This window comes from Campylobacter concisus (assembly GCF_015229965.1).
GTDB lineage: Bacteria > Campylobacterota > Campylobacteria > Campylobacterales > Campylobacteraceae > Campylobacter_A > Campylobacter_A concisus_BD.
Genome location: NZ_JAAKZB010000011.1, coordinates 18,727 through 43,468, shown reverse-complemented (window position 1 = coordinate 43,468; position 24,742 = coordinate 18,727). Strand labels below are relative to the sequence as shown.

Here is a 24,742-nt window from a genome sequence, read left to right as displayed (position 1 = left end):
GCCCCTAAATGCTATAAATTTTTGTTTAGAATTCTCTGAGCTTCTTTTATATACTCTTTAGATGCATCTAGTCTTTGTTTAGTAAATTTAAATCCGTGCATACCCCACGAACCATCTTTTTCGACCATATCGATGATCTCTTGAGCGTTTTGGACAAGCTCATAAACTCTTGCTTTATCACTTGGATCTAGCTTTTTAGTCTCTAGTAGTGAGTAAATTCCCTCGATGCCTATTTTGACCTCTGAGAATTCATTTTTAACTGGAGTTTGCCATCCCATAACCTCATCATAAACTTGTTTTTGGTTTTTAAAATGAAGTGTTGGTTTTAGCTCAGATAGCACTGGGCTATGGCAGCCTTTATTATCTTTCATGTCTTTATCAGCCCAAGATGTTCTAGCGCATGCCCACATCAAATCAACATAGTTGTGACCATTTTTATCTCTCTCAAAGTGCCAATCTTTAGCATCTCTTGGACCTTTAGCAGCGTCGCCTGGGACAAGAGATTTCTCTTTTGGATCGACCATGATCTTCCAGATGTGAGAGCGTCTTTGAGTATCAAAGCCAGCGTTGTCTTGGAACTGAACAGCGTAGAAATTCTCACAACTCATCATAAATGGCATGTGGCAAGATGCACAAGTGTTGTTTTTGTGTGTATCTGCTTTTGATGCGATATATGCTTGAGTTTCGTGACAATCTTTACAATCTTTTTTGATCTTTGGTTTAGTGTAGAATGCACTTAGATAGCCTTGATCTGGGTTATAGTTCATACCAGTTACGCTCTTATCACCTACAACGTTACCTGTGTTGTCGTGTGGATCGTGGCAAGTGACGCATCTCATGCCTTTATCGTAGTGAGCGGTAAAGTATGATTGTGAGCCTTCTGAGCCGCATCCTGGTCCCATTGATTTAAATTTAGAGCTTAGTGAGAGATCAAGCTTGCCGTTATTAAGTGGGTTAGCTCGCATTAGATCTGGGCTAAAGTTAAATCTTTGGTGACAGCGTTCGCAGTTTGATGTTCTAAAATTTGTAGCTCCATCAAGGTGACCGCCAGCTCCGTGGCACTCCTCACAGCTTACGCCTTTTGAGATAGTGTGTTTTTGAAGCTCTTTGGCGTTACCAAGTGCTGCGTAAAATTCTGCTTTTGACTTAAAGTCAAATTTAACTGGGTGGCAAACCTCACAATATGATGAGTTTGCTTGGAAAAACATCGACTTTTTATGTTTTGCAGCGTATGAGGCAAGACCACGTACGTATCCGCCATTATCGCCATACTCTTCAAGAGTGCCAGGAAATTCTGGGACGAGCTCTTTTATCTTTTTAACAGTTGCGTCGTCTAAATTTAACGCCCATGTTCTTTGCCATTGGTTACCGCCAGCTACGATCTGACCTGTGCCATCTCTTAGCAAACCACCCTCAACGTAGTAAGTACCACGAAGTAGCCATGCATCGACGTAGCCCATCTTGGTTCTTAAGTGACCAACGGTTGCATAGATGACATCTGGAGTGATACCTTTTGGAAGGATAGACGCTGTATCTTTGTCAAATACTGGCTCAGTTAGGTTGTTATTGACCTCTGGGTGCTCGCCAGGGAAGCGCATAGTAGTTGCGTGGCGAGATCTGCTCCAGACCTCATACTGAGCTGGGTGACACTCACCGCACTTTTCTGGTCCTACAAATTTATTAGGAAACTGAAGCGATGAGGTGGCTGGAATTCTATACATCATAGAGCTATAGCCCTTACCACCATCTCTTTTACTAAGCTTTGACATATCAAAGCCATGTCCCTCGGCAAGCCACTCTAAGCCACGGTCATGAACGACCATTTTGCCGACGGTTTTGCCACCATACTTTGTAAAAATAGGGTGGTTTTTAAATAGCCAGTTATACATCTCTTGCTCTTCTACGACGTAGTCTTGCAAGGAGACAACACCTCTACTTTGCAGTGTGCCTTTAGGATTTGCGATAACATCACGTGCTTTATCGGACATCTGCATATTATGCTCTTCGCAACAGGCTTGTGAAGCAAAGATACTAACACCCATGAGTAAGCCTGCTAAGGCTTTGTGTAAGTTTCTCACGTCTCCTCCTTTGAATTTTTATCCTAAAATCAAAATGATTTCATACTGATAATCTTAACACCAAAAAAGGGCAGAAAAGGGGGAAAATTAACAAATTATAAATTTTCGAAACTAATTGTAAATGCAACGTGGTTTTCATCCACATTTTTAGCAAAGATTAGGGCGTTGTTTTTGCGAGCGATAAGGCGGCTCATATATAGCCCAAGCCCGCTACCGCTCTCTTTTGTGCTAAAGTGTGGCTCAAAGATGACCTTTAAAAATGAATTTTTTATCGCTCCTGCGTTATTTTGCACGCATAAATTCTTGCGATCATCTTTTAAAAAGGCGCTTATCTTTATCACTCTTGGCTTTGTGTAGCTTTGCTTAAATGCGTCTTTTGCGTTGTTTATGATGTTTATTAAAATTTGGATTATCTCATTAAAATTTGCAAATACCTCAAAATTTTCTCTCACGTCTAACTGCACTTCGATCTGATACTTTTTAAGAGTTGCGTTTAAAATTTTTATCGTTTGATTTATTACTTCAAGCACTTTAAACTCTTTTCTCAAAGTATTTGGACTAAAGAAATTTTTAAAGTCATCAACGGTTTCTGACATGAAATTTATCTGCTTGCTAGTCTCTTCTATAAATTCATAAATTTTCGCCTCATCAAGCTTTTTTCGCTCTTGATAGAGTTCTAAATTTATCAAAGATGAGCTTATCTGCGCTAGCGGCTGCTTCCACTGGTGCGAGATATTGCCTATCATCTCGCCCATAGAGGCTAGGCGGCTTTGATGTATCATCAGCTGCTCAGTCTGCTTTTTGCTCTCTTCGCCTCGCCTATGCATCTTATAAACAAGTAGCAAAAATAGCCCAAAGATAAGCGTTATAGCGCCCATTATGACGATGACCTCTTGCAAGTGGTAGGTAAAAATGGCGCGGATTGGGATCTTAAAAGAGATCATCGCAACCGTTTCATTCACATCTGGGATCTCTATGCCCTCCATGCCGTATTTTTCTAGCATTTGTTGTGGGGCATTTGCACTGCTATGACAGGCTAGACAGCTTGGACTTTGGTTTTTTATAGGCAGACCCACAAAGAGCTGTGAGCCATTTTCATCTTTTATTATCTTTACAAATTCTTGAAATTTATTCTCTTTAAAGCCATGCAAGACGCTCGATTCAAATTCATTTGGCTCGTGAGCTTTATTTAGCGGAGCGATAGCAACTAGCTTGTAGTCAAATTCAAGGTTGTATTTTTTCTTTTGGATGTTGTAAATTTCACGGCTTATATACGAAGATGATAGAAGTCTCTCGTCAAAAAAGTCCTCTTTTAAGATGCCCTGCTCTTTTAACTGCTCGATTAGTGGGCGCTGAACTCCAGCTATGTACTCTCTTACAGAATTTATGCCCTCTAAAACATAATACGCCTCTTTTTTAGCGTCTTTCATCGCAAGATCGTTGTAAAAATTTAAAACAAGTGCTGAAACTAGCAGATAGACAAAGATAAAAGCACCGACAATTAGCTGAAATTTATATCTCACAAAGATAGCCCACGCCGTATAAATTTTTGATCACATCTTTACCTAGCTTTCTTCTAAGCTCTTTTACGATCGTCTTTATCGCCTCTTTTGTGGGCTGCTCGTAGTCCCAGATGTAGTCAAAAATTTGCTCATAAGTGATAGTTTGGTTTTTGTTGTTTAAAAAGTACTCCAAAAGCTTGCTCTCGCTCTTGCTTAGATGAGAAATTTCGCCATTTACATAAAGCGCTTTTTTGCCAAAATCATACTCAAGCTCGTCATTTAGCCTGATAGTTGGCGTGCGTCCAACTAGCTCAAAAGCCACATCTTCAAGCGCTTTGATGAAAGATTTTTTATCGTATGGTTTTGCAAGATATCTTGTGATCTTTAGCTCAACCGCGCGCCACAGATACTCTTGCTCGACGTGGCTTGATAAGATCACGATAGGGATTTTTTGATTGATAGCTCTTACTTTTTTAGCGATCTCAAGACCATCGATATTTGGCACGCTGATATCAAGCACTAGCACGTCATACGCCCCACTCATTGCAAGCTCAAGCGCATCAAAGCCATCCGTTACGCCTTTAACCTCTGCAAAAAAGAGCTCCAGCGAGGCGCAGATATTTCGCAAAATCGCCTCTTCATCCTCTAGGCAAAGGACCTTTTTGTTTGATAAAACATCTAAAATATCATACTCTTGCATACGTCATCTCATCTCTTAAGCCAAAATGCCGACTTAAATAACACAAAATAAAAATCATTTCATAAATTTACATAATGATCGTAAGATTAAAGTAAAAAATCAGCTCGCTACTTAAGTGATAAAGTTAAAAGATAAAGTTAAATTTAGCCAAAGATTTGGCTAAATTTATCAGGTTCTAAATTTTGAAAGGCTAGTGTTTAGGTTGTCAGTCATCTTTGAAAGATGAGCGGCTGCGACTGAAATTTCATCCATGCTTTTTGAGTTTTGTTTTGAAATTTCATCAATATTTACGATGCCTTTTATCAGCTCCTCGACCTTATTTCCAGTCTCTATATAGTCCTTCGTAGAGGTCTCATTTAAGCTAACGCTCTCGTTCATTAGCTGGTTCATATTTTCTATTTTTTCATTGATTTGGGCTGATTTTTTACAAAGCTCACCAGCTTTTTTGGCATTATCACCGATGGTTTGGCTTGAGTTTGAGATCGCTTCAACGATTAAATTTATAGTTGCATTTATCTCGCTTAGGCTATTTTGCGTGCGTTCAGCTAGCTGTCTAACCTCATCAGCCACAACTGCAAAGCCACGTCCATGCTCTCCTGCACGTGCTGCTTCTATCGCAGCATTAAGGGCAAGTAAATTTGTCTGATCAGCGATGTCATCGATGATATTCAAGACATCTTTTACATTTTTAGCTTGATCAGCTAGGCTTTTCATCGAGCTAGCGAGTGAAATTTCGCTATTTGCAGCCTCATCTACATTTTTGCTAAGCCCCAAAACATCGTTTGAGACCTCATTTATATATAGACAGGTTCTTTCAAGATTTTCTTTGCTCTTCTTAGCCTCTTCAAATGAACTCTTTATCTCTTCTGACATGGTTTTTGCCATGTTTGTCGTATCTGTGACGATTAGTGAAGATTTGCTGGTTAAATTTGTAGTTTGAGCTGATGTTGAAGAGAGTTGCTCGGCGATAGAAGAGTTCTCATGCGCTAGGCCTTTAACACTTTCTATAACAGATCTTAGCTCGCTTGTTAGGTCATTTATTGAGCTTTTGATGTTTGAAATTTCATCTTTACCGCTAACTTCAAGCTTTTTAGTAAGATCACCTCTGCCACTTTTTATCTCATCTGACATCTCGGTTAAATTTGCAACGATATTTTTTATAGGTTTGATGATCGCCCTACTTAAGATAAATAACACGACAGCTATCAAAACAACCGTGATCAGGGCGCAAGCGATGATAAAAGTTTTTGTATTTTGGCTATTTTGCTCGTTTAGCACGACCTTTGTCTTTTCTATCTCATCAGCCAAGTCATCGACATATACGCCACTTCCTAGCATCCACTTATATGGCTCAAAATTTGCAGCATAGCCAAGCTTCTCCACTGGCTCCTCGCCCTCTTTTTTCGCCCAGCCAAATGTGACAAAGCCGCCGCCTTGTTTAGCCTTTTCGATGAGCTCTTTTATGAGAAGTAGCCCTTTTGGATCTTTTAAACCGATTAGGTTTTTACCCACAAGAGATGGCTTTTCAGGGTGCATCAAAACAACGCCGTCGTAGTCGTAGATGAAGATGTAGCCGGTCTTGTCGCTAAAGAATTTTAGCTTTGAGACGACTCTAAAAATTTCTTTTTTTATCTCATCGTCGCTTAGCCCTTTTTCTTTGCCGCCATTGTAAATTTCACGCATCATTTGATTGATCGTCTCGACGTCATCTTTTAAATTTTCTTTTCTGGCATTTACCATCTCGTCGTAGGACTTATGGGTGAAAAACTGGGTTAGATCGCTTGAAAATTTGCTATTTAAAAAGATGAGCAAACAGCTGACAAGCAAAACTGAGAAAACAAAAGTGAGAATTATCTTTGTAGATATTTTCATAGCACACATCCTTGCATTTTGGGATCTCCTAAAAATTTACGTGCCATTTTATACATTCAAATCTTAATTATAAATTAACTTTTAAAATTTAAGGAAAAAAGAGAAAATTTGATGAGAGAATTTACTCAAAGCCCAAAATAACGAATAAGTTACAAATATATTATTTTAAGCTTTGAGTGTTAAATTTTATAAATTTTAGTTGCCTCTGCTTCCAGGCTTAATAGCTTTGCTACCGCCTTTACAAAGCGGACAGCGCTCTGGCTCGTAAATTTCAAATTCAAAATTTCCTAAAGCGAAAAATGGCTTGTCGCTTGGCAGTTTTGCATTTGCCTTAGCTTCATTGCCCAAATTTGCAACCTTACAAAAACCGCGGTTTGCAAGTGCCGCAAAGCCAACCACCTCACCACCAAGGCTCTCTATCACGTGGGCTGCTTCAAGCGCTGAGCCGCCAGTTGTGATGATGTCCTCACAAACTATAAATTTCTCGCCTTTTTTCACTTCAAAGCCGCGCCTTAAGCTCATCACTCTATCAACGCGCTCTGTAAATATAAAACGCTTTTTCGCCGCACGAGCTAGCTCATAGCCAGCTAAAATTCCACCAAGTGCAGGAGAACAAACGCTATCAAATTTAATGCCAAATTTCTCTATCACAGTGGCTAGCTCATCTGCTAGCTTTGCTGCAAGAGCAGGATCTTCAAGCACCTTTGCACTTTGTAGATAAAACTGCGAGTGGTTGCCACTGCTTAGCAAAAAGTGTCCCTCTAAATATGCCCCAGCGTCCTTATAAATTTTCTCTAAATCCATCGCTTTTTCCTTTTAAAATTTGCCAAAAATCTTAACACATACCCACTTAAGCCACTCTTTTTAAAATTTAATAAGCCCCGCCCTTGTATAATTCTTGCACTCATACAAAAAGGACACTCATGCTTCTCTTTAACCCTGTTGTTTTTAGCATTTTGGTGATGACGGTGCTATGTTTGCTGCGCTTTAACATCCTGCTTTCTATCCTCGTTTCTGCGCTTGTTGCTGGGGTTATGTATAAGCATGGTTTTAGCGGATTTGAAAGTGGTTTGGCAAGCGGTTTTGAGAGCTTTTTTACGGCCTTAAAAGAGACCACGCAAAGCCTCATAAGTGGCATGCAAGGCAACCTTGAAACCTCTCTTAGCTACATCTTGCTAGGTGCTCTTGCAGCTGCCATCGCAAATACAAATTTAACAGCCATTTTGATAAATGCAATGAGTAAATTTCTTAGCTCAAATAAGGTGATATTCACGCTAACCATCGCCTTTATCGCTTGTTTGTCTCAAAACTTGATCCCAGTTCATATAGCCTTCATACCTATCTTGATCCCACCACTTCTTGCTCTTATGAATAAGATGGGCATAGATAGACGCGCGGTGGCTTGCGCTCTTACATTTGGACTGCAAGCGCCTTATGTGAGCATTAGCGTTGGTTTTGGTCTGCTTTTTCACAATATCCTTAAAAAAGAGCTAGCCAACAACGGCATAAACACAACCATCTCAGACATCTCATCAGTCATGTGGATAGGCGGTGCATCGATGTTTGTGGGGCTCATCTTAGCCATACTTTTTTATAGTAAAAAAAGGATTTATAAAACTTCTAAATTTGAAAAAGCCGAGCTTGATGAGATCGAGCGTGCAAAAAGCCTTGAGATGACTAAAAAAGAGTGGGCGGTCTTAGCTGGTGCGGTTGTCGCCTTTGTCGTGCAAATTTACACTTCGCTCTTGCCACTTGGCGCGTTACTTGGACTTTTGGTCATGGTCGTTTTTGGCGGTATCGAATATAAAAAAGTAGATAAGATCATGGATAATGGCCTTGCTATGATGGGCTTTATCGCATTTATCATGCTTGTTGCTGCAGGATATGGCACTATTTTAAGAGAGAGTGGCGGTATAGACGAGCTTGTAAAATACGCCAGCTTGGTCTCTGGCGGCAAGATAGGCGGAGCATTTTTGATGCTACTTATCGGACTTTTAGTCACGATGGGCATAGGCACTAGCTTTGGAACTATCCCTATCTTAGCCTCTATCTACGTGCCACTTTGCCTTAGCCTTGGCTTTGGCGTGCCAGCTATCATCTTGCTAGTTGGTATAGCAGCAGCTCTAGGCGACGCTGGAAGCCCAGCAAGCGACAGCACACTTGGGCCAACGAGCGGTCTAAATGCTGATGGTGAGCACAACCACATATATGATACTTGCGTGCCTACATTTATATTTTTTAATATCCCACTAATCATCGGTGGCGTCGTAGGTGCGTTGATACTTGGATAAATTATGATAGATAAAAAACAACCAAAATTATGTAAGGAGTAAAAATGATAGGTATGCTAGTTGCCGAAGAGACACCACAGATAACTCAAATTTTACAAAAAGCGTTTCAAGAGATAAAACGAATAAACCCTCATGCAAGGGTTGAATTTGTAGATTATAACGACTACTACGTAAATAAAGAAAATGAACAAAATTTGAAAGAACTGATTGCAAAGCATAGACGTGGCGAGCTTAAATATTGCACTCTTGATGATGTGATCGCTGAAACCGATGCCGTAATAGAAGGCAAAATTTAAGATGAAAATTCTTTTTACAGATGATTTTAAAGAGAATTTAAAAGAGATATTAAAATTTATAAAACAAGATAGCAAGGATCGTGCATATAACTTTCGCGATAGTCTAAAAAATGAAATCATAAAAATCCCTGAAAGACCATACTCTTACAGAGAAAATCTAACTATGAAAGATACCCAAGTAAGAGACTTGATCTTCAAGGGATATGTTGTTGTATTTGTCATAGATGAGGGCGAACAGACTATCACTATCATATCAATCTATAAACACAATCTACCAAATTTAAAATATCCTCAGTAACTATTATTTTTTGCCGATATAAATTTTGGAACATCTTTTGCTTTAGAAAGATTATAAAAATTTTAAAACGAGAAAAAGGATAAGCTCATGATGAGATCACTTTGGTCTGGTGTTTCAGGCCTACAAGCCCACCAGATAGCCATGGACGTAGAAGGCAACAATATCGCAAACGTCAATACTTATGGTTTTAAATACAACCGAGCAAATTTTGCTGATATACTAAGCCAAACTCCAAGAGTTGCTACCGCTCCACAAGGTCAGCTAGGCGGTCAAAACGCTATGCAAATAGGTCTAGGAACGACTATAAACTCAACTACAAGAATTTTCTCACAAGGCACACTAACAGCCACTGATAAGCAAACCGACCTTGCTCTTCAAGGAAATGGCTTCTTTGTCGTCTCTCCAGATGGCGGAACAACAAGATACTATACAAGAAACGGCGATTTCGTCCGTGATAAGGCTGGTAACTTCGTAAATAATAGCGGTTATATCGTTCAAGGCTGGACTAGAGATGACGAGACTGGCACTATCGACTCAACAGGCCCTATAAGCAACATCGTCATCAAAGAAGGTCTTACAACTCCAGCAAGAGCGACAACAGAAGTTAAAATAAAAGGCAACCTTGACTCAGGTAACAGCATCGGTCAAAGAAGCACGCCTATATATGCACTTGACTCAGTTGCAGGCGGACGTGACTACAATAATGATGGAATTTTAAATGCCAACGAAGTTCACAACGAAAATGATACAAACAACGACGAATTTTATACAAACTCAAGAAACGAGCAAATTTTAACAGAGCGTGGCGTCGATCTTGGTGTTACATTTGACGAGCTTGGAAACGGACTTGCACTAAGAGATGGACAAGGTATCTGGGTAAGCTACGCAAATGCTAAGACTGAAAAATTTAGCGTAGGTAGCGCTCTAGCACAAAACATCGGTCAGATCAACCCACCAGCTACACTTGATATAACACTAAATGGACAAAATATCAAAACTCAAGCTGGCACGATGACAAGTATCAGTGACGTTGCCGCTGCTATCAACGCTCAGTACAATAAAACTGGCGTTAGAGCTGAAATTTCAGAGGGCAACAAACTAACACTTATAAACAGAAACAACTCAGGTACAACTGAAGAGACAAAAAACATCCACCTAACAGTAAATGCTGGAAACACAGTTGGCGGTCTAGCTAGTAAAGATATCATCACAGCTTATCAATATGTCTATACAAGCTCACAAACAACAGCTGTTCATCCAAACAACGACAAAATCGCAAGACAAATAACAACAACAGAAGATCTTCGCGCTGCTATGCAAGAGGATGCTAGAAACCACGTTGATTATAACGGCGATGGTCAGATCAATGCAAATTCTGACGCACTTGATGCAGCAAAACTTGCAACTGCTGCTCACAAGGTAGCTCCAGGTACAGGTGGCGCAGCTATAACAAATCCAGCTTATGCACTAGCATATAACAACGCTTATGCAGCAGCAGCAGGCACACCTGATCAAAAACACGCAGCAGGTATCGCAGCACTTCAAGCAGCAGCTGGAGATGATACAAACGACGGCGTAAAGATCACTGTAAATAAACTAGGTCAATTTCAACTAGAAAACCCTACAAACGAAATGGCTGATCAAGCCCTTTATATGACTACAACTGGTCTTACAAAACCAGCTCAAGGCACAAACAACGCAGCAGTAAATGAAAACGTTCGCTTTACAAACATCATGAAAGCACTTGATGGCGCACTAAGCCCAGGTCAAGCACTAAGAGCGAGCGGTAAGATGATGATGTCAAGCCACGGCTCAACGGCTGAAATTTTTGACTCACTTGGCTCAAAACACACAGTTAGTATCAGATGGGCAAAGACAGGCACTACAACAGATGGTGGTACAGAGTGGAATATGATCATCCAAGTGCCAGAGCCTGCTAAGATAAACTACACAGGTGAAGGTCCAGATAACGTTGTCACTGGTTCATTGAGATTTAATTCAAACGGCTCACTTGCTAGCTTTCACCCAGCTACAATAACATTTTCAGCTAACAACGGCTCACAAAGTGGTCAAAATGTTAGTTTAAATTTTGGCTTGGGAACAGACTTTAACGGACTAACAAGCTTTGATAAAGACTCTTCAACTGAGTCTATCTCACAAGATGGCTACACAGGTGGCACACTAAACGACCTAAAGATCGACGAAACTGGTACGATCATCGGTGCATTTACAAACGGACAAAGCTTTGGTCTAGCTCAAGTGGCACTTGCTAGCTTTACAAACAACGAGGGTCTTCAAAGTGAGGGCGGAAACGTCTTTTCACAAACTGCAAACTCAGGCGAAGCAGTCATCGGCGCAGCAGGCACTGGCGATAAAGGAACGATCGCAGCTTCAAAACTAGAAGCTAGTAATGTCGATCTAAGCCGTGCGCTAACAGATCTTATCGTCATCCAAAGAGGCTTTCAAGCAAACTCAAAAACGATCACAACAAGCGATGAGATGTTAAACACACTTCTTCAACTAAAACAATAATAAAGGGGGCGCTCGCTCCCTTTTAAATTTACAAATAAAATCAGCCTTCTTTTTGTAAAATGCTAAAAAATTTCACAAAAAGAGAAAATATGCAAGTAACACTACTAAATCACACTCCACTAAATATCTGCTCTCACGCGATCCGCACATGCTGGCAAAGCTTTGAAAAAGGCGATAATGGCGGCGAAAAAGACGTCGAGCTGATAGATAGGGTGGGTAATAAATTTAAACACGCTTCAACGCTAGAGCATCTTTACTACAACTTCTACATCCAAGGCATCTCGCGCGCACTACTTCAAGAGCTAGCCCGCCACCGATTGGCAAGCCTAAGCGTCAAATCAACCCGCTACACGCTAAAAGAGCTAAAAAAAGAGGAGAAATTTGAAGTAGGGCAGTTTGAGCGTGCGGCTAAATTTATCGTGCTAACAAATGACGAAATGGTCGATAACGCGAGCATAAAAGCGCTTGAAAATTTACGTGAAATTTTAGCCTCAACTACAAAAAGCCTTGATATAGTTAAATACTGCTTGCCAGAGTGCTATAAAACCGAGCTTACATGGAGCATAAATGCTAGAAGCTTGCAAAATTTCATCTCTCTAAGAAGCTCAAAATCAGCCCTTTGGGAGATAAGAAATTTAGCAAATGCTATCTACGACGCCTTGCCAAATGAGCATAAATTTATCTTTGAGAAGTGCTTGCCAGAAGAGGAGGGTTAAAATTAAAAGTAGTTAAATAAAGAGAAAGAACTAAAATTTTATGCTTGGTAAATTCTCTTTGTAGATCAAAAGTATAGTTATAGTCTCTTTTTCTTTATCGATATAAAATGGAACAACATAACCATGAAATATCAAGTCTCTAACATCATCATCGTTTATATCTAAATTTTTACGAAAACGATACGGCATATATTTTATCTCTTCGATCTTTGTTATCAGATCATTGTAAAAAAGTACCGCCTTCTCAACACTATCTTTAGCTATAAATTTAGTGATCTTATTAGTAGCTTGCTCAAATTCATTAGAAAATTTTACTCTCATTTGCACCAAGTCCTATGAGCAACTCTCTTTTATGGCTTTTAAATTCATCTTCTTCAACACATTCAAGCTCACTATTTTTAGCCTTAAAGGCTACATCTTTTAGATATTTTGCATCCTCTTTGCAAAGTCTATATCCATCATTTTCCATCTTAAACTGAGGGTCGATCTTTTTTATAGCTTCGTAGGCATCTTGTAAAATTTGGGCTATCTGAGGCGTTATATCACCTTTAAAAATTGTAGTTGTCATCTTATATCCTTTAAATTTACTTTTTTAAAACGTAAAGAAGCTCGTCTACGTGGATGTTTCTAGCTTTTAAATTTCTGCTGCCGCGGTAGGCGTTATACTTTTGGCGAAGTAGATGAACTTTGCCCATTTTATTTAGGTTTTTGTCAAATTCATCTTGGTTGATAAAGCCCTCTGAGTTAAACGAGATGAGCACAAATTTAGCCTTTAAATTTGCTATCAGCTCGAAAAATGCCTCGCTTGCTGATGATTTTTTATTAAAAACTGACCTGTTCCAGTCCTTTGCGATGCCTGAGACTTTTGAAATTTTACTTGGCTCTTCATAGCTTGCGATGAGATTTAGCATGAAGTAGTTTGAGCCGTATGGATGCTGATTATAAGGTGGGTCAAGATAGACTAGATCAAGCCCATCAAGCTCTTTTGCCAGTAAATTTGCGTCCTTTTGATAGACCTCAAATGGCACGCTAAAATTTGAAAAAATAGGCTTAGTCAAATTTATATCAGAAGTGATCCTTGAGATGGCATTTTGCCCCCTGCCACCAAACTGACCGATGCCCTCTTTATTTTTATGAAAACCTTTAAAAATTCCACTCGTATTTGCATGCACGCTTGCGTTATAAAGTAGTGGAGCTATGAAAAATTTTCTCATTTCAGCTGGCAATATCTCATCTATGAGCCTTCTTGCGGTGTCAATAAATTTGGCATTTTTTTTCGTGTAAAAGACCCGCTCGCCCCAAGCGATATTTTCGTCATCTTGTGGGGCATAAAGCCTTGTTATAAAGCCCTCAGAAAGGTTTTCTTCTATCTCTTTTTCAAGCTTTTTTTGCCAGAAATTTATCTCATCTCTTAGCTCATTTGTGGCGTTTTGCAAGTAGCATGAGTTTGTGATGAGGCTATAAAGCTCCAAGTCGTTTGCGACTAGAAATTCGCTATTTTGTTTTAAAAACCTAGCCACTACGCCGCTTCCACTAAAGAGGTCGCAGCAGCTAAGCTTCTCTTTTTTAAGCTCGTCTTTTGCGTATTTTACGCCTCGCTCGATAAAGCCTAAAAGAGAGCGTTTGTTACCAAGATAGGTTAAAATTTGCTCTTTTAGATAGGCTTGATTTTCTTGTTTTGCTGGTTTCAAATCAGTGCTTTTTTAGTCCCATAGCATCAACGTCAAGCTTGATCTCGTCATTGTTTATGATGACTAGGCCGTGATCTAGAATTTTCTTTGCTATGGCGTGCGCCTCATCAAGTGAGTGCATCTTGTAAGTGCCGCATTGAAATTTATTTAGCTCTGGGATATTGTCTTGATCTTTGACCTCTAAGATATCTTTCATCGAAGCAAGCCATGCCTTTTTTACAGCTTCTTCGCTAGGTGTGCCGATCACGCTCATATAAAAGCCAGTCCTGCAACCCATAGGCGAGATGTCTATGATTTCTACGCCGTTGCCATTTAGATGGTTTCTCATAAAGCCAGCAAATAGGTGCTCTAAAGTGTGAGTGCCCTTTTCTGGCAAAATTTCTTCATTTGGCTTGCAAAATCTCAAGTCAAAAACGCTGATATCATCGCCTTTTGGGGTCTTCATACTCTTTGCTAGTCTAACTCCTGGGGCTTTCATCTTTACATGATCTACGCAAAAACTATCAAGTAGTGGCATATATTCTCCTTTAAATTTTTGGTAATTTTAGCGTAAAAAAGATTTAAAAATTTAAAGGCCCACGTAAATTTACATGAGCCTGGTAATATTTTAATAGTTTGAGATATTAAAATTTATTTTTTCTAACGTCTGTTAGTATGACCTTCGCCATGCCGTCTATCTCGCTAGTTACGTCATTTGTGTTACTAACAACGCTTCTATTTTCTTTTGTGACGTTATCTATCTGAGCAACACTTCTATTTATCATATTTATGCCCTCAGCTTGCTCTTTTATAGATTCGCTCATCTCGTTGATTGACTGAGCAAGGACATTTGTATTTGCCTCGATCTCGCCTAGACTTTTTTGTGTGCGCTCAGCTAGTTTTCTAACCTCATCAGCCACGACCGCAAAGCCACGTCCGTGCTCGCCAGCCCTTGCTGCTTCTATGGCGGCATTTAGAGCTAGTAAATTTGTCTGATCAGCGATGTCACGGATGATGACGATGATGTTTTTGATCTCTTCACTTTGTCTTATGACATCTCCTGTCTTTTGTGAGATAGCATTCATCGAGCTACTCATCTGCTCAACCGCAGCCGCGCTCTCTTGGATAGAGTCAGCTTGTTTGCTAGCACCATCAGTTAAATTTCTCATAGACTCAGCAAGCATAGTTGCTTTTTCTTCTAAAATTTGAGCTTGATTTAGGTTGCTATTTAGCATAGCGCTTATAGCGTCACCTGCATTATTTATGCCAACTATCATAGCTTTTAGATCAGCCTCTATGTCATCTCTTAACTCGATCTTAGCGGTGTAGTCATTATTTGAGTAGGCTTTTAGGATATTTATGACGCTGCCTAAATTTTGACTGATAGAGCTAAAGAAGGTATTTAGCAGATCTTTTAGCTTGATAAGCGATGGGTTGTTTGGATTCTCACTTAGTTTGACGCCTAAATTTCCTCTTATCATGTTATTTGCAGCTACATTTAGCTCTTCAAGCATGGTGTTATCTTTCTTGATGCCAGCTATGACTTTGTCGATATTTTTATTTATCTCTTCACTCATCACGCCAAATTCATCAGTCGTGTGGATATCTAGCTTGCTTGGGGCGGTGCTGCTCTCGTAAGTGATAAATTTAAATGTATCAGAGAGCTTCTCTTGGATAACTCCGATAGGTTTAAGTGAGCGTTTTAGTAGCACGAAAACAATAGCTGAGAGTATGACTATAAAGAGCACTGCAAGCATTAGCTGAGCTTTTAAGATAGGCATAGTGTGGTTTGAAAAGGTATCCGCACCTATGGCAACGGTTGCAAGCCAGCCATCATCGTTGATAGGCAAAATTTTAGCCGTTACATCTTGGTTTTTAGAGTTTTTATATGAGATCAGACCATTTTCGTCAAATTCTTTATTGGCATATTTTTCTGAGACGACCTTTGTAGCTGGTAAGATAGTGCCAACCTCTGAAGCTACGTCAGAAAAGAGCATAGTGCCATCTTTTCTCATCACATAAGCATATCCGCCATCGCCAGTGTTGCCTATCTCGATGATCTTGTCGCTAACTTTCTTTACATCCACATCTATGCCAGCAACGCCAACAAATTTACCATTTTTAGTAACAGGAGCAGTAAAACTCATAACAAGATCATTTGTAGAAGTGACCCTTGGCTCGGTATAAATTTCTTTATTTTTCTCTTTTGTGCTCTTATACCAGCCTCTAGTTCTTGGGTCGTAGTTATCAGCTACGGTTGTTCTTTTGCCGTCTGACTGAAAGAAGTGTCCATCCTCATCGCCGTAATAGACATATTTCACCGCAGAGTTTGCGACCTTTTTTTCTGATAAGACAAAGTTCATTATCTCATCGCCACTTTGAGCGCCTTCAACGACTGATGAAATTTTCTTGATATGCTCTAAATTTTCATCAAAAAAAGTGTTTGCAACACTCTTTATATCTTTGAGAACCTGATCCTCTTTGCCACTGACAAGCTCAACGATCTTGTCCTTTGAAGTAAAATAACTAACCGCCGAGATAGCGCAAAACGAGATGATGAGTAAGATCATCAAGGCGAGCGCTATCTTATTTGTGATAGAACGAAACACCTCTGCTCCTTTAAATTTTGTTTGAAATCCATTTGAAAAACAAAATCGGAGCAAAAGTATAAATGTTTATAGTGTTCTCATAAATTCGGTGCTGTAAATTCCCTCGATGCGTCTTTTCATATCATCATGCCAACCATTTGTAAGAGTAGTGAGGGCGTTAAATTTCTCAAGTAAATTTAAATTTTCACTTGGCGCGTAAAAGAGTCTGTTTATCTCTAAAATGCTCATATGAACTGGGTCACTTTCTATAACCTCTATCACGTCGCCTGCTTTGCATGAGCCTGGCGTAAGGACGCGGTAGTACCAGCCAGTAAGGCCTGTTTTAAAGATGTGAGTAGCCATATTTTCATTGCCCCATCTTTTTGAAAGCTTAAAGCATGGCTTTCTAGGCTGCGAGACTTGAAGCACAAGCGAGCCTACCTTATGGATATCGCCCACATAAACGCAGCTCTCATCAAGCCCATCAACGCATAAATTCTCCCCCATCGCCCCATAAGCCATGTTTTTTAATCCTAAAAATTTCTCCCACTCGGCGTAGTTTGCAAATGAATTTGCAAAAACAGCCTTTTCAGGGCCACCATGGTGCTTCGTATCAGCGACGCTATCGCCCTCAAAGCCAAGCTCATTTGCGAAAATTTCGCCATTTTGAGCCACTTTAAAAATAGCTGAGCTCCAAGGTAAATTTAGCTTATCAGTCGCATTTTGCGAGCCGTAGTTTTTCACATCTCCTATTAGTAAAGCTTTTAGTGTTGCCATATTTTTCCTATCAAATTTAGTTTATTCTTAAATTATTCGCATGAGTTAGCGCGATCGCGATAGCATCGGTGATATCAAGCGGTTTTATCTCTTTATTTATGCCTAAAATTTTCTTCACCATAAATGCCACCTGCTCTTTGTCAGCCTTTGCCTTGCCAGTGACCGTTTTTTTTACCTGAAGTGGCGTATACTCGGCAAAATCCCCATGTAGCTGCAAAATTTTAAGACTAAGTGCCCCGCGAAACTGAGCTAGCTTTAAGACCGTTTTTGGGTTGTAGGCAAAGAAGATGTCCTCTATCGCGACCTCATCAAATTTATGGTTTTTAAAGATGAGATCAAGCCCCTCGCAAAGCTCTGTTATTTGGTATTGAAGCGTATTTGGCTTTATCTTTATAAGCCCAGCTTCAAGAAGAGTAGTTTTAAATTTACTCTTTTCAAGTACCGCGTAACCGCAATTTTTCGTGCCTGGATCGATTCCTAAAATTTTCATCACAATCTTTTCAATACTTTTTCACGACTTTTTCACGGCGTGAAAAAGTTTGTCGGAGTTTAACAAAGGTTTTATTAAATTTAAGATAAAATCGCTAATAAAATTAATTACTTCAAAAGGGTTTAAATTTGCTAGCAGACGAGATTTTAGAGCTTTTACAGACAAAAATATCCGCTAATGAATTTGACTGCTACATCAAACAATTAAAATTTAACGAAAAGGCTTCAAACGAAGATTTTATAGTTTTTAACGCCACGAGTGAGTTGATGGCTAAATTTATAAAAACTAGATACGCTGAAAAGATCGCCTACCTTTACGAAGTAAAAACCGGCAAAAAGCCAGAAGTCGAGATAACTAGCCAAACAAAGCTAAAAAACATAAAGCAAAACCAAGTAAATGTAAAGCAGATCAAGGCGCAAAGTAGCATTTTAAACCCTGGATATACATTTGAAAATTTTGTCTGCGGCGACTCAAATCAGTTTGCATTTCTAAACGCAAAAGCAGTCGCAGACAAGCCTGGCGTGCTTTACAACCCACTTTTTATCTATGGCACAACTGGCCTTGGCAAGACGCACTTGCTTCAATCAGTTGGTAATTATTGCCTAGATCAAGGCAAGGTCGTTATCTGCGTGACGAGCGATCAGTTTATGATTGATTTTACCACGCATCTAAATAGCCACTCGATGACTAAATTTCGTGAGAAATACCGAAACTGCGATGTTTTACTAATAGACGACGTGCAGTTTCTTGGCAAGACCGATAAAATTCAAGAGGAGTTTTTCAACACCTTTAACGAGCTCATCGCCAAAAAAGGTCAGATCGTCATGACCTCAGACCGCCCTGCAAAGATACTAAAAGGCTTTGATGAGAGGCTAAAGTCTAGGTTTGAACAAAGCATAATGGCTGATATAACGCCGCCTGAGCTTGATACAAAGATAGCTATCATCATCAAAAAGTGTGAATTTGACAAAATTTATCTAAACAAAGAAGTGATCGACTACATCGCTACAAACATGGGCGATAATATCCGTGAGATCGAGGGTGCTATCATAAATTTAAACGCCTATGCAAGCTTGATGAGAGTTGAGATAACGCTTGAATTTGCTAAAAATACACTAAAAGATCTCATCAAAGAGAAGCATGAAAATATAAATTTAGAGACCATTATAGAGATCGTTAGCAAAGAGCTAAACATCAAACCAAGCGACATAAAAAGCAAGTCAAGAGTGCAAAACATCGTCGAGGCTAGACGCATCATCATCTACCTTGCGAAGATGCTCACTACAAATTCAATGCCACAAATCGCAAACTATTTTGGTATGAAAGACCATAGCGCCGTTAGTCACAATATAAAAAAGATAAACGAGCTCATGGAGAGCAACGAAATTTTCAACCTCAGAGTGACTGAGATAAAGAACAAAATTTTAACAAAAGGATAAAAATAGAATGAAATTCGTGAATAAATGTGAAGAAATGAAAAATTCTTTTCACATTTTAAATAACGATGCTGGCGTGAGAAAAGATGGTTTTCACACTTTCACGCTACCAACTAATACAACAAAAAGAAAATTAAAAATAAGAGGGAGTATTTAATGAAGGTTTTAATAAACAAAAACATGCTTGAGAGCATAGTAACAAACACTAATCCATATCTCGAAAAAAGAGATCTTAGTGCTATAACTTCTCACATCTATATCTCTGCAAAAGATGGAGTTTTAAACATAAAAGCGACTGATCATGAGATAGGACTAGCATATAAACTAAGTAACGCAAAGATCGTTGATGAGGGCTATGCGACTGCAAATGGTAAAAAGCTACTTGATATTATCAAAAGTCTAAAAGATGAAGAGGTAACGCTTGAAACTGTTAATAACTATCTTTACATCAAGCAAAAAAACTCAAAATACAAACTTCCAATGTATAAATTTGAAGACTTCCCAGAGTTTCCAACGATAGAAGGCAAGGCTAAATTTGACATAGACGCCATAATGCTAGGCAGAAGCTTAAAGAAAATTTTACCTTGCATCGATAGTAACAACCCTAAATTTGAGCTAAATGGCGCCTTACTAGATATAAAACAAAACTATATAAATATAGTAGGCACCGATACAAAAAGGCTAGCTGTATTTAAATTTGCAAATGAAGCTAGCAATGAGTTTTCACTGATCATCCCTAAAAAGGCGATAAATGAAATTCAAAAGCTATTTTTCGACAAGATAGAAATTTATTATGATGAAAACGTCCTCATCGCTCAAAGCCAAAATTTTGAGTTTTTCACAAAACTGATAAATGGTAAATTCCCTGACTATGAGCGCGTTATACCAAAAGATATTGCTATAAGATTTGAGCTAAGCAGAGATAAGATGGTTGAGGGTATCAAGACTATTTCTATGCTAAGTGATCAGATGAAGATAACTTTTTCAAAAGAGAGCATCACATTTGAGAGCATCATAGAGGATAACTCTGAAGCAAAAACGATGATAGAATTTCAAACTGGACTTGAAGAAGATATCAGCATAAATGTAAAAAATAGAAATTTAATAGACTTCTTACAAAGCATAGAAGATGAGAAATTTGAGTTTGGATTTAAAGATAAAAATTTACCTTTCGTTGTTAGCTCAAAAGAGCTTCTAACGGTTATAAGTCCATTAAATATATAAGTTAAAAAAGGTTTATGATGGAAAATAATTACGGCGCAGAAAATATTAAAGTACTAAAAGGGCTTGAGGCGGTCAGGAAGCGCCCAGGCATGTATATAGGTGATACTAACATAAGCGGTCTTCACCACATGATCTACGAAGTCGTTGATAACTCTATCGACGAAGCGATGGCAGGATACTGCGATACGATAGATGTTGAGCTTACACGTGAGGGCTCAGCGATCATTAGCGATAATGGCCGTGGTATCCCAGTAGATATGCACCCGACTGAGAAAATTTCAGCTGCGACTGTTGTTCTAACTGTGCTTCACGCCGGTGGTAAATTTGACAAGGACACATATAAGGTCTCTGGCGGTCTTCACGGCGTTGGTGTATCTGTCGTAAATGCCCTTTCTAAAAAGCTAGTCGTAAATATCAAACGCGATGGCAAGCTTCACAGACAAGAATTTGCAAAAGGTATCCCTCAAAGCGATCTTGAAGTGATAAAAACTACAAACCGCACAGGTACGCAAGTCGAGTTTTGGCCAGATGACAGTATATTTGAAGTGACTGAATTTGACGATGAAATTTTAGTAAAAAGATTTCGCGAGCTAGCATATCTAAACCCAAAGATAACTATAAATTTTAAAGATCAAAGAAATGGCAGAAGCGAGAGCTTTCACTTTGAAGGTGGGTTAGAGAGCTTTGTAACTGATATGAACAAGGCAAATGCTGTCAGCAAAGCAGTCTCATTTAGCGGCGGCGAAGATGATGTTATGGTTGATTTTGCACTGCTTTACAACGACACTTATAGTGAAAATTTACTAAGCTTTGTAAATAACATCAAAACTCCAGATGGCGGTACGCACGAAGCTGGCTTTAGAGCGGGTCTTACAAGAGTTATCACAAACTACGTTCAAGCAAACGCTGCTGCACGTGAAAAAGATACAAAGATAACTGGCGAAGATATCCGTGAGGGACTTATCGCAGTTGTGAGCGTAAAAGTGCCAGAGCCGCAGTTTGAGGGACAAACAAAGGGCAAACTAGGCTCAAGCTACGTAAAACCTATCGTTCAAAAGATGGTTTTTGACGTGCTTACAAAGTATTTTGAAGAAAATCCTATCGAAGCAAGAGCGATAATGGATAAAGCTCTAATGGCAGCTCGTGGTAGGGAAGCTGCTAAAAAAGCTAGGGATCTAACTCGCAAAAAAGAGAGCATGAGTGTAGGCACACTCCCTGGCAAACTAGCTGACTGCCAGAGCAAAGACCCAGTTATCAGCGAGCTATACCTAGTGGAGGGCGACTCTGCGGGCGGTTCTGCAAAGCAAGGACGTGATAGAGTTTTTCAAGCGATATTGCCGCTTAAGGGTAAAATTCTAAACGTTGAAAAGGCAAGACTAGATAAAATTTTAAAATCTGATGAGATAAAAAATATGATAACAGCGCTAGGATGTGGTATCGGAGATGAATTTGACGCTGAAAAGCTTAGATATCATAAGATCATCATCATGACCGACGCCGATGTCGATGGTAGCCACATCCAGACGCTGCTTTTAACATTCTTCTTTAGATTTTTAAATAAAGTTGTAGAAAACGGCCACATTTACCTAGCTCAGCCGCCACTTTACCGCTATAAAAAAGGTAAGAAAGAAATTTATCTAAAAGATGAAAAGGCACTAAACGAATTTCTTATCGAAACTGGAATCGAGGGCGTTGATATAGAGGGTATCGGCAGTGCGGATCTCATCGACTTTTTAAAGATCGTTGCAGCTTATAGAAGCGTCTTAAAAGAGCTTGAAAAACGCTTTAACGTCCTTTCAGCGATCCGCTATATGATAGAAAATCCAGACATCGTCTCAAAAAGCTACAATGAAATTTTTGAAATTTTAAGAGACTTCTTAAAAGCTGAGGGTCACAACATCCTAAACCACTACGTTAGCGAAGATGAGGTTAGAATTTATGTCCAAACTGAAAGCGGCCTAGAAGAGCTTGTGGTAAATGAAAATTTATTTACAAATCCACTCTACGAAGAGGCGCTTTACATCAGCCAAAAGATAAAAGAGCGCGGTCTAGACTTGCATAGCGACGTTATAGACGTGCTTGATGAAGTAGAGAAAAATGCGAAAAAAGGTGCATATATCCAGCGCTACAAAGGTCTTGGTGAGATGAACCCTGAGCAGCTTTGGGAGACTACGATGAATCCTGAGAACAGAAGACTTTTAAAGATCGATATAAACGACGCTATAAGCGCTTCTGATACGTTTAATCTCTTTATGGGTGATGAGGTCGAGCCAAGAAGAAACTACATCCAAGATCACGCAAAAGACGTTAAACACTTGGATATATAAAAGAAAAAAGGATAAAGAATGAGCGAAGAGATGAAGTATGGTGAGAAAATTTTAAAAGAATTTGACGTAGAGAGTGACCTTGAGGTCTGGGAAAATAAGCAAACAAGGGACTATGTCATAAAGATCACTCTGCCTGAGTTTTGCTGCCTTTGCCCTCGCTCTGGTTATCCTGACTTTGCGACCATATACCTTGAGTATATCCCAAATAAGCTAGTTGTTGAGCTAAAAGCGATAAAGCTTTATATAAATAGCTTTATGAACCGCAACATCAGCCACGAAGATAGTATAAATGAAATTTACTCTGTTTTAGAGAAAAAACTTGAGCCTAAATTTATGAAGATAGTTGGTGACTTTAACCCACGTGGAAATGTCCATACGGTTATCGAGATCAGCTCTGATCTAGTGGTAAAAAAGCCAGCTGAAGAGAAAGAATACGCTCCAAGAAGTAGGGAGAGAAGCTTTAGTGACAAAGCGCGTGAGAGACGTAGCAGAGGCAGCAGAGATGATAAATTTAAAAAAGATGACAAGCCAAGAAGAAGCTCAAATAAAGAGGGCTTTAGAAAGATAAGCTACGCCGATGATAAGAAGCCAAAAGTAGTCAAAAAGGATAAATAATGATAAGTGCTAAGCTTATAGAACATATCTTTAAAGCAGCATCTATATCACGTTGGAACGACTATCCAAAGATGACAAATTTAGTTGAGCTTGACAAGCAGGCTCATAAATTTATCATCGCTTATTTTATAGCAAAACAAGAGCAAGACGCCGATATGAACTACATCATAGAGGCTGGAATTTTTGAGTTTTTAAGCAGGGTCGTAGTCACAGACATACGCCCTGACGTCTTTCACCACATCCAAAAGACAAAAAAAGAGCAGATAAATAGTTGGGTTTTAAGTAACCTTGAGACGCTCATCTTAGATATCGAAGGTGGCGAGTTTTTAGAGAGATTTAAAAACCACTATAAAAACGACAAAAGCCACGAAAAAGAGCGCCTTATACTAAAAGCAGCTAGCTATCTTGCCACGAGGTGGGAATTTTCTATCGTCTATCAAACGAGCCAGTTTTTAAGCGACATCGACGAGCTTAAGGCGAAGGTTGAAGAGGAGATGGAGGATTATTACGAGTTAATTGGCGTTAGAAAGATCGCTATAAACCAAAAACTAGCCCGTCTTGTTGATCTAAGTGGCAGGCTAAGGTTTCAAAAGCGCTGGGCACAAACGCCTCGCATCCCTGAAACTGCGGTCTTAGGACATATGCTAGTTGTTGCGATACTTAGCTACTTTTACTCACTAAAAGCAAAAGCTTGCAAAAAACGCTTGGAAAATAACTTCTTTTGCGCGCTATTTCACGACCTGCCAGAAAGCCTTACACGCGACATCATCAGCCCTGTAAAATACGGCGTAAAGGGGCTAAATGAGATCATAAGCGAGTATGAGATGAGGCTTATTGATGAGAGGATTTTGCCATTTGTGCCTGAAAAGATCAGAGATGAGTTTAGCTACATCCTTGGTATCAGAAAAGATGGCGAGAAATTTATAAAAGATGAGTTTGAAAATAGAACATTCGAGCGCAAGATCATCTGCCACGAAGGGACTATGGAGAACGTAAATGAGGATAAATTTAACCCGATCGATGGCAAAGCGCTAAAATACTGTGACAAGCTCTCAGCCTACATTGAAGCTGGAATTTCTATAAGCTACGGTGTCAAGTCAAAAGAGCTAACTGATGGCTTTAATAATATGTATAAATTTTTTAGCGAAAAACCTAAGATCGACGGAGTTGATTTTTTAGAAATTTGCGATGATTTTAATGAGCATTTTGGTTTAGAAAGACCCCCTCTCAGATGACTGCGGCACACACTTAATACAAGTGCTCTGCTGTGTTCCCACCCTGAAGCGGTGCTCATAAAAAGCATTGCACAGGTCTAAGAAGGAGCTTCGCA

At 39.4% G+C, this 24,742-nt stretch carries 20 protein-coding genes, 1 other RNA gene and 4 pseudogenes; 10 read left to right on the top strand and 15 right to left on the bottom strand.

What is annotated here, in order from left to right:
* Nucleotides 1-11 precede the first annotated feature (11 nt).
* The 6 genes and pseudogenes from G6W43_RS06120 to pyrE form a co-directional block, all read right to left on the bottom strand.
* Nucleotides 12-2,078 (bottom strand): cytochrome c, encoded by a 2,067-nt coding sequence (locus tag G6W43_RS06120; protein WP_009295151.1) that lies wholly within the window; start codon nucleotides 2,076-2,078, stop codon nucleotides 12-14.
* 95 nt (nucleotides 2,079-2,173) lie between these two features.
* On the bottom strand, nucleotides 2,174-3,601 hold the full coding sequence (locus G6W43_RS06115) for a c-type heme family protein (protein ID WP_194169368.1): 1,428 nt from the start codon (nucleotides 3,599-3,601) through the stop codon (nucleotides 2,174-2,176).
* Nucleotides 3,591-4,280: a response regulator transcription factor gene (locus G6W43_RS06110; protein ID WP_103568661.1), complete on the bottom strand. Its 690-nt coding sequence runs from the start codon at nucleotides 4,278-4,280 to the stop codon at nucleotides 3,591-3,593. The genes G6W43_RS06115 and G6W43_RS06110 overlap by 11 nt, the downstream gene beginning before the upstream one ends.
* A 485-nt stretch (nucleotides 4,281-4,765) precedes the next feature.
* Nucleotides 4,766-4,955, bottom strand: a pseudogene (locus G6W43_RS10880) (methyl-accepting chemotaxis protein); the annotation flags it as partial.
* A 351-nt stretch (nucleotides 4,956-5,306) separates the two neighbouring features.
* A pseudogene (locus G6W43_RS10875) lies at nucleotides 5,307-6,020 on the bottom strand (cache domain-containing protein); the annotation flags it as partial.
* Nucleotides 6,021-6,347: 327 nt separating this feature from the next.
* The gene (gene pyrE / locus G6W43_RS06100) at nucleotides 6,348-6,956 is read right to left on the bottom strand and encodes an orotate phosphoribosyltransferase (protein WP_194169366.1); all 609 of its coding nucleotides are present in this window, start codon (nucleotides 6,954-6,956) and stop codon (nucleotides 6,348-6,350) included.
* 119 nt (nucleotides 6,957-7,075) lie between these two features.
* Between pyrE and G6W43_RS06095 the strand changes: the two genes are divergently transcribed.
* From G6W43_RS06095 to thyX, 5 genes are all read left to right on the top strand, one after another.
* Nucleotides 7,076-8,443 carry a Na+/H+ antiporter NhaC family protein gene (locus G6W43_RS06095; RefSeq protein ID WP_148815531.1) on the top strand — a complete coding sequence of 456 codons (1,368 nt, stop codon included), beginning with the start codon at nucleotides 7,076-7,078 and terminating at the stop codon, nucleotides 8,441-8,443.
* Between the two features lie 44 nt (nucleotides 8,444-8,487).
* Nucleotides 8,488-8,739, top strand: a complete 252-nt coding sequence (locus G6W43_RS06090; RefSeq protein ID WP_194169365.1) for a hypothetical protein — start codon at nucleotides 8,488-8,490, stop codon at nucleotides 8,737-8,739.
* Between the two features lies 1 nt (nucleotide 8,740).
* The gene (locus tag G6W43_RS06085) at nucleotides 8,741-9,037 is read left to right on the top strand and encodes a type II toxin-antitoxin system RelE/ParE family toxin (RefSeq protein ID WP_103594719.1); all 297 of its coding nucleotides are present in this window, start codon (nucleotides 8,741-8,743) and stop codon (nucleotides 9,035-9,037) included.
* A gap of 87 nt (nucleotides 9,038-9,124) precedes the next feature.
* Complete coding sequence (flgE, locus tag G6W43_RS06080; protein WP_103573372.1) at nucleotides 9,125-11,569, top strand: flagellar hook protein FlgE; 2,445 nt, start codon at nucleotides 9,125-9,127, stop codon at nucleotides 11,567-11,569.
* A gap of 89 nt (nucleotides 11,570-11,658) precedes the next feature.
* Complete coding sequence (gene thyX, locus G6W43_RS06075; protein ID WP_103617813.1) at nucleotides 11,659-12,285, top strand: FAD-dependent thymidylate synthase; 627 nt, start codon at nucleotides 11,659-11,661, stop codon at nucleotides 12,283-12,285.
* Nucleotides 12,286-12,315: 30 nt separating this feature from the next.
* Here thyX and G6W43_RS06070 read toward each other — a convergent pair whose 3' ends face one another.
* From G6W43_RS06070 to ruvC, 8 genes and pseudogenes are all read right to left on the bottom strand, one after another.
* Entirely contained in the window at nucleotides 12,316-12,606 is a 291-nt protein-coding gene (locus G6W43_RS06070; RefSeq protein WP_103617814.1) for a type II toxin-antitoxin system RelE/ParE family toxin, read from the bottom strand.
* Nucleotides 12,587-12,853, bottom strand: coding sequence for a hypothetical protein (locus G6W43_RS06065; protein WP_103617815.1), 267 nt, complete (start codon nucleotides 12,851-12,853; stop codon nucleotides 12,587-12,589). Before G6W43_RS06065 ends, G6W43_RS06070 begins: the two co-directional genes overlap by 20 nt.
* Before the next feature lie 16 nt (nucleotides 12,854-12,869).
* The gene (locus G6W43_RS06060) at nucleotides 12,870-13,976 is read right to left on the bottom strand and encodes a DNA adenine methylase (protein ID WP_194169364.1); all 1,107 of its coding nucleotides are present in this window, start codon (nucleotides 13,974-13,976) and stop codon (nucleotides 12,870-12,872) included.
* Between the two features lies 1 nt (nucleotide 13,977).
* Entirely contained in the window at nucleotides 13,978-14,493 is a 516-nt protein-coding gene (luxS, locus tag G6W43_RS06055; RefSeq protein ID WP_087583359.1) for an S-ribosylhomocysteine lyase, read from the bottom strand.
* A gap of 106 nt (nucleotides 14,494-14,599) precedes the next feature.
* Nucleotides 14,600-14,971, bottom strand: a pseudogene (locus G6W43_RS10870) (methyl-accepting chemotaxis protein); the annotation flags it as partial.
* 822 nt (nucleotides 14,972-15,793) lie between these two features.
* Nucleotides 15,794-16,525, bottom strand: a pseudogene (locus G6W43_RS10865) (cache domain-containing protein); the annotation flags it as partial.
* 105 nt (nucleotides 16,526-16,630) lie between these two features.
* Nucleotides 16,631-17,320, bottom strand: a complete 690-nt coding sequence (locus G6W43_RS06045; protein WP_194169362.1) for an MOSC domain-containing protein — start codon at nucleotides 17,318-17,320, stop codon at nucleotides 16,631-16,633.
* A gap of 16 nt (nucleotides 17,321-17,336) precedes the next feature.
* Nucleotides 17,337-17,816: a crossover junction endodeoxyribonuclease RuvC gene (gene ruvC, locus G6W43_RS06040; protein WP_149712386.1), complete on the bottom strand. Its 480-nt coding sequence runs from the start codon at nucleotides 17,814-17,816 to the stop codon at nucleotides 17,337-17,339.
* 122 nt (nucleotides 17,817-17,938) lie between these two features.
* On the opposite strand from ruvC, the gene dnaA reads away from it, so the two are divergent.
* The 5 genes from dnaA (at nucleotide 17,939) to G6W43_RS06015 (ending at nucleotide 24,647) form a co-directional block, all read left to right on the top strand.
* Nucleotides 17,939-19,249, top strand: a complete 1,311-nt coding sequence (gene dnaA / locus G6W43_RS06035) for a chromosomal replication initiator protein DnaA (protein WP_002940543.1) — start codon at nucleotides 17,939-17,941, stop codon at nucleotides 19,247-19,249.
* A gap of 153 nt (nucleotides 19,250-19,402) precedes the next feature.
* Complete coding sequence (gene dnaN / locus G6W43_RS06030) at nucleotides 19,403-20,470, top strand: DNA polymerase III subunit beta (protein WP_021088742.1); 1,068 nt, start codon at nucleotides 19,403-19,405, stop codon at nucleotides 20,468-20,470.
* Between the two features lie 17 nt (nucleotides 20,471-20,487).
* Nucleotides 20,488-22,797 carry a DNA topoisomerase (ATP-hydrolyzing) subunit B gene (gene gyrB, locus G6W43_RS06025; RefSeq protein ID WP_103581634.1) on the top strand — a complete coding sequence of 770 codons (2,310 nt, stop codon included), beginning with the start codon at nucleotides 20,488-20,490 and terminating at the stop codon, nucleotides 22,795-22,797.
* Nucleotides 22,798-22,815: 18 nt separating this feature from the next.
* Complete coding sequence (queF, locus tag G6W43_RS06020) at nucleotides 22,816-23,412, top strand: preQ(1) synthase (RefSeq protein ID WP_012000960.1); 597 nt, start codon at nucleotides 22,816-22,818, stop codon at nucleotides 23,410-23,412.
* Complete coding sequence (locus G6W43_RS06015; RefSeq protein ID WP_012000961.1) at nucleotides 23,412-24,647, top strand: HD domain-containing protein; 1,236 nt, start codon at nucleotides 23,412-23,414, stop codon at nucleotides 24,645-24,647. Before queF ends, G6W43_RS06015 begins: the two co-directional genes overlap by 1 nt.
* On the opposite strand, the gene ffs is transcribed toward G6W43_RS06015, so the two are convergent.
* Nucleotides 24,634-24,731: signal recognition particle sRNA small type (gene ffs, locus G6W43_RS06010), an RNA gene on the bottom strand. The genes G6W43_RS06015 and ffs overlap by 14 nt on opposite strands.
* Between the last annotated feature and the right edge of the window lie 11 nt (nucleotides 24,732-24,742).

Bases quoted from the DNA above. Each gene is read 5' to 3' on its own strand.
- flgE (WP_103573372.1), top strand. From the start codon at position 9,125: ATGATGAGATCACTTTGGTCTGGTGTTTCAGGCCTACAAGCCCACCAG.
- queF (WP_012000960.1), top strand. From the start codon at position 22,816: ATGAGCGAAGAGATGAAGTATGGTGAGAAAATTTTAAAAGAATTTGAC.
- G6W43_RS06045 (WP_194169362.1), bottom strand. From the start codon at position 17,320: ATGGCAACACTAAAAGCTTTACTAATAGGAGATGTGAAAAACTACGGC.
- G6W43_RS06095 (WP_148815531.1), top strand. From the start codon at position 7,076: ATGCTTCTCTTTAACCCTGTTGTTTTTAGCATTTTGGTGATGACGGTG.
- luxS (WP_087583359.1), bottom strand. From the start codon at position 14,493: ATGCCACTACTTGATAGTTTTTGCGTAGATCATGTAAAGATGAAAGCC.
- thyX (WP_103617813.1), top strand. From the start codon at position 11,659: ATGCAAGTAACACTACTAAATCACACTCCACTAAATATCTGCTCTCAC.
- G6W43_RS06015 (WP_012000961.1), top strand. From the start codon at position 23,412: ATGATAAGTGCTAAGCTTATAGAACATATCTTTAAAGCAGCATCTATA.
- G6W43_RS06070 (WP_103617814.1), bottom strand. From the start codon at position 12,606: ATGAGAGTAAAATTTTCTAATGAATTTGAGCAAGCTACTAATAAGATC.
- gyrB (WP_103581634.1), top strand. From the start codon at position 20,488: ATGGAAAATAATTACGGCGCAGAAAATATTAAAGTACTAAAAGGGCTT.
- dnaN (WP_021088742.1), top strand. From the start codon at position 19,403: ATGAAGGTTTTAATAAACAAAAACATGCTTGAGAGCATAGTAACAAAC.
- G6W43_RS06110 (WP_103568661.1), bottom strand. From the start codon at position 4,280: ATGCAAGAGTATGATATTTTAGATGTTTTATCAAACAAAAAGGTCCTT.
- pyrE (WP_194169366.1), bottom strand. From the start codon at position 6,956: ATGGATTTAGAGAAAATTTATAAGGACGCTGGGGCATATTTAGAGGGA.
- G6W43_RS06065 (WP_103617815.1), bottom strand. From the start codon at position 12,853: ATGACAACTACAATTTTTAAAGGTGATATAACGCCTCAGATAGCCCAA.
- G6W43_RS06085 (WP_103594719.1), top strand. From the start codon at position 8,741: ATGAAAATTCTTTTTACAGATGATTTTAAAGAGAATTTAAAAGAGATA.
- G6W43_RS06090 (WP_194169365.1), top strand. From the start codon at position 8,488: ATGATAGGTATGCTAGTTGCCGAAGAGACACCACAGATAACTCAAATT.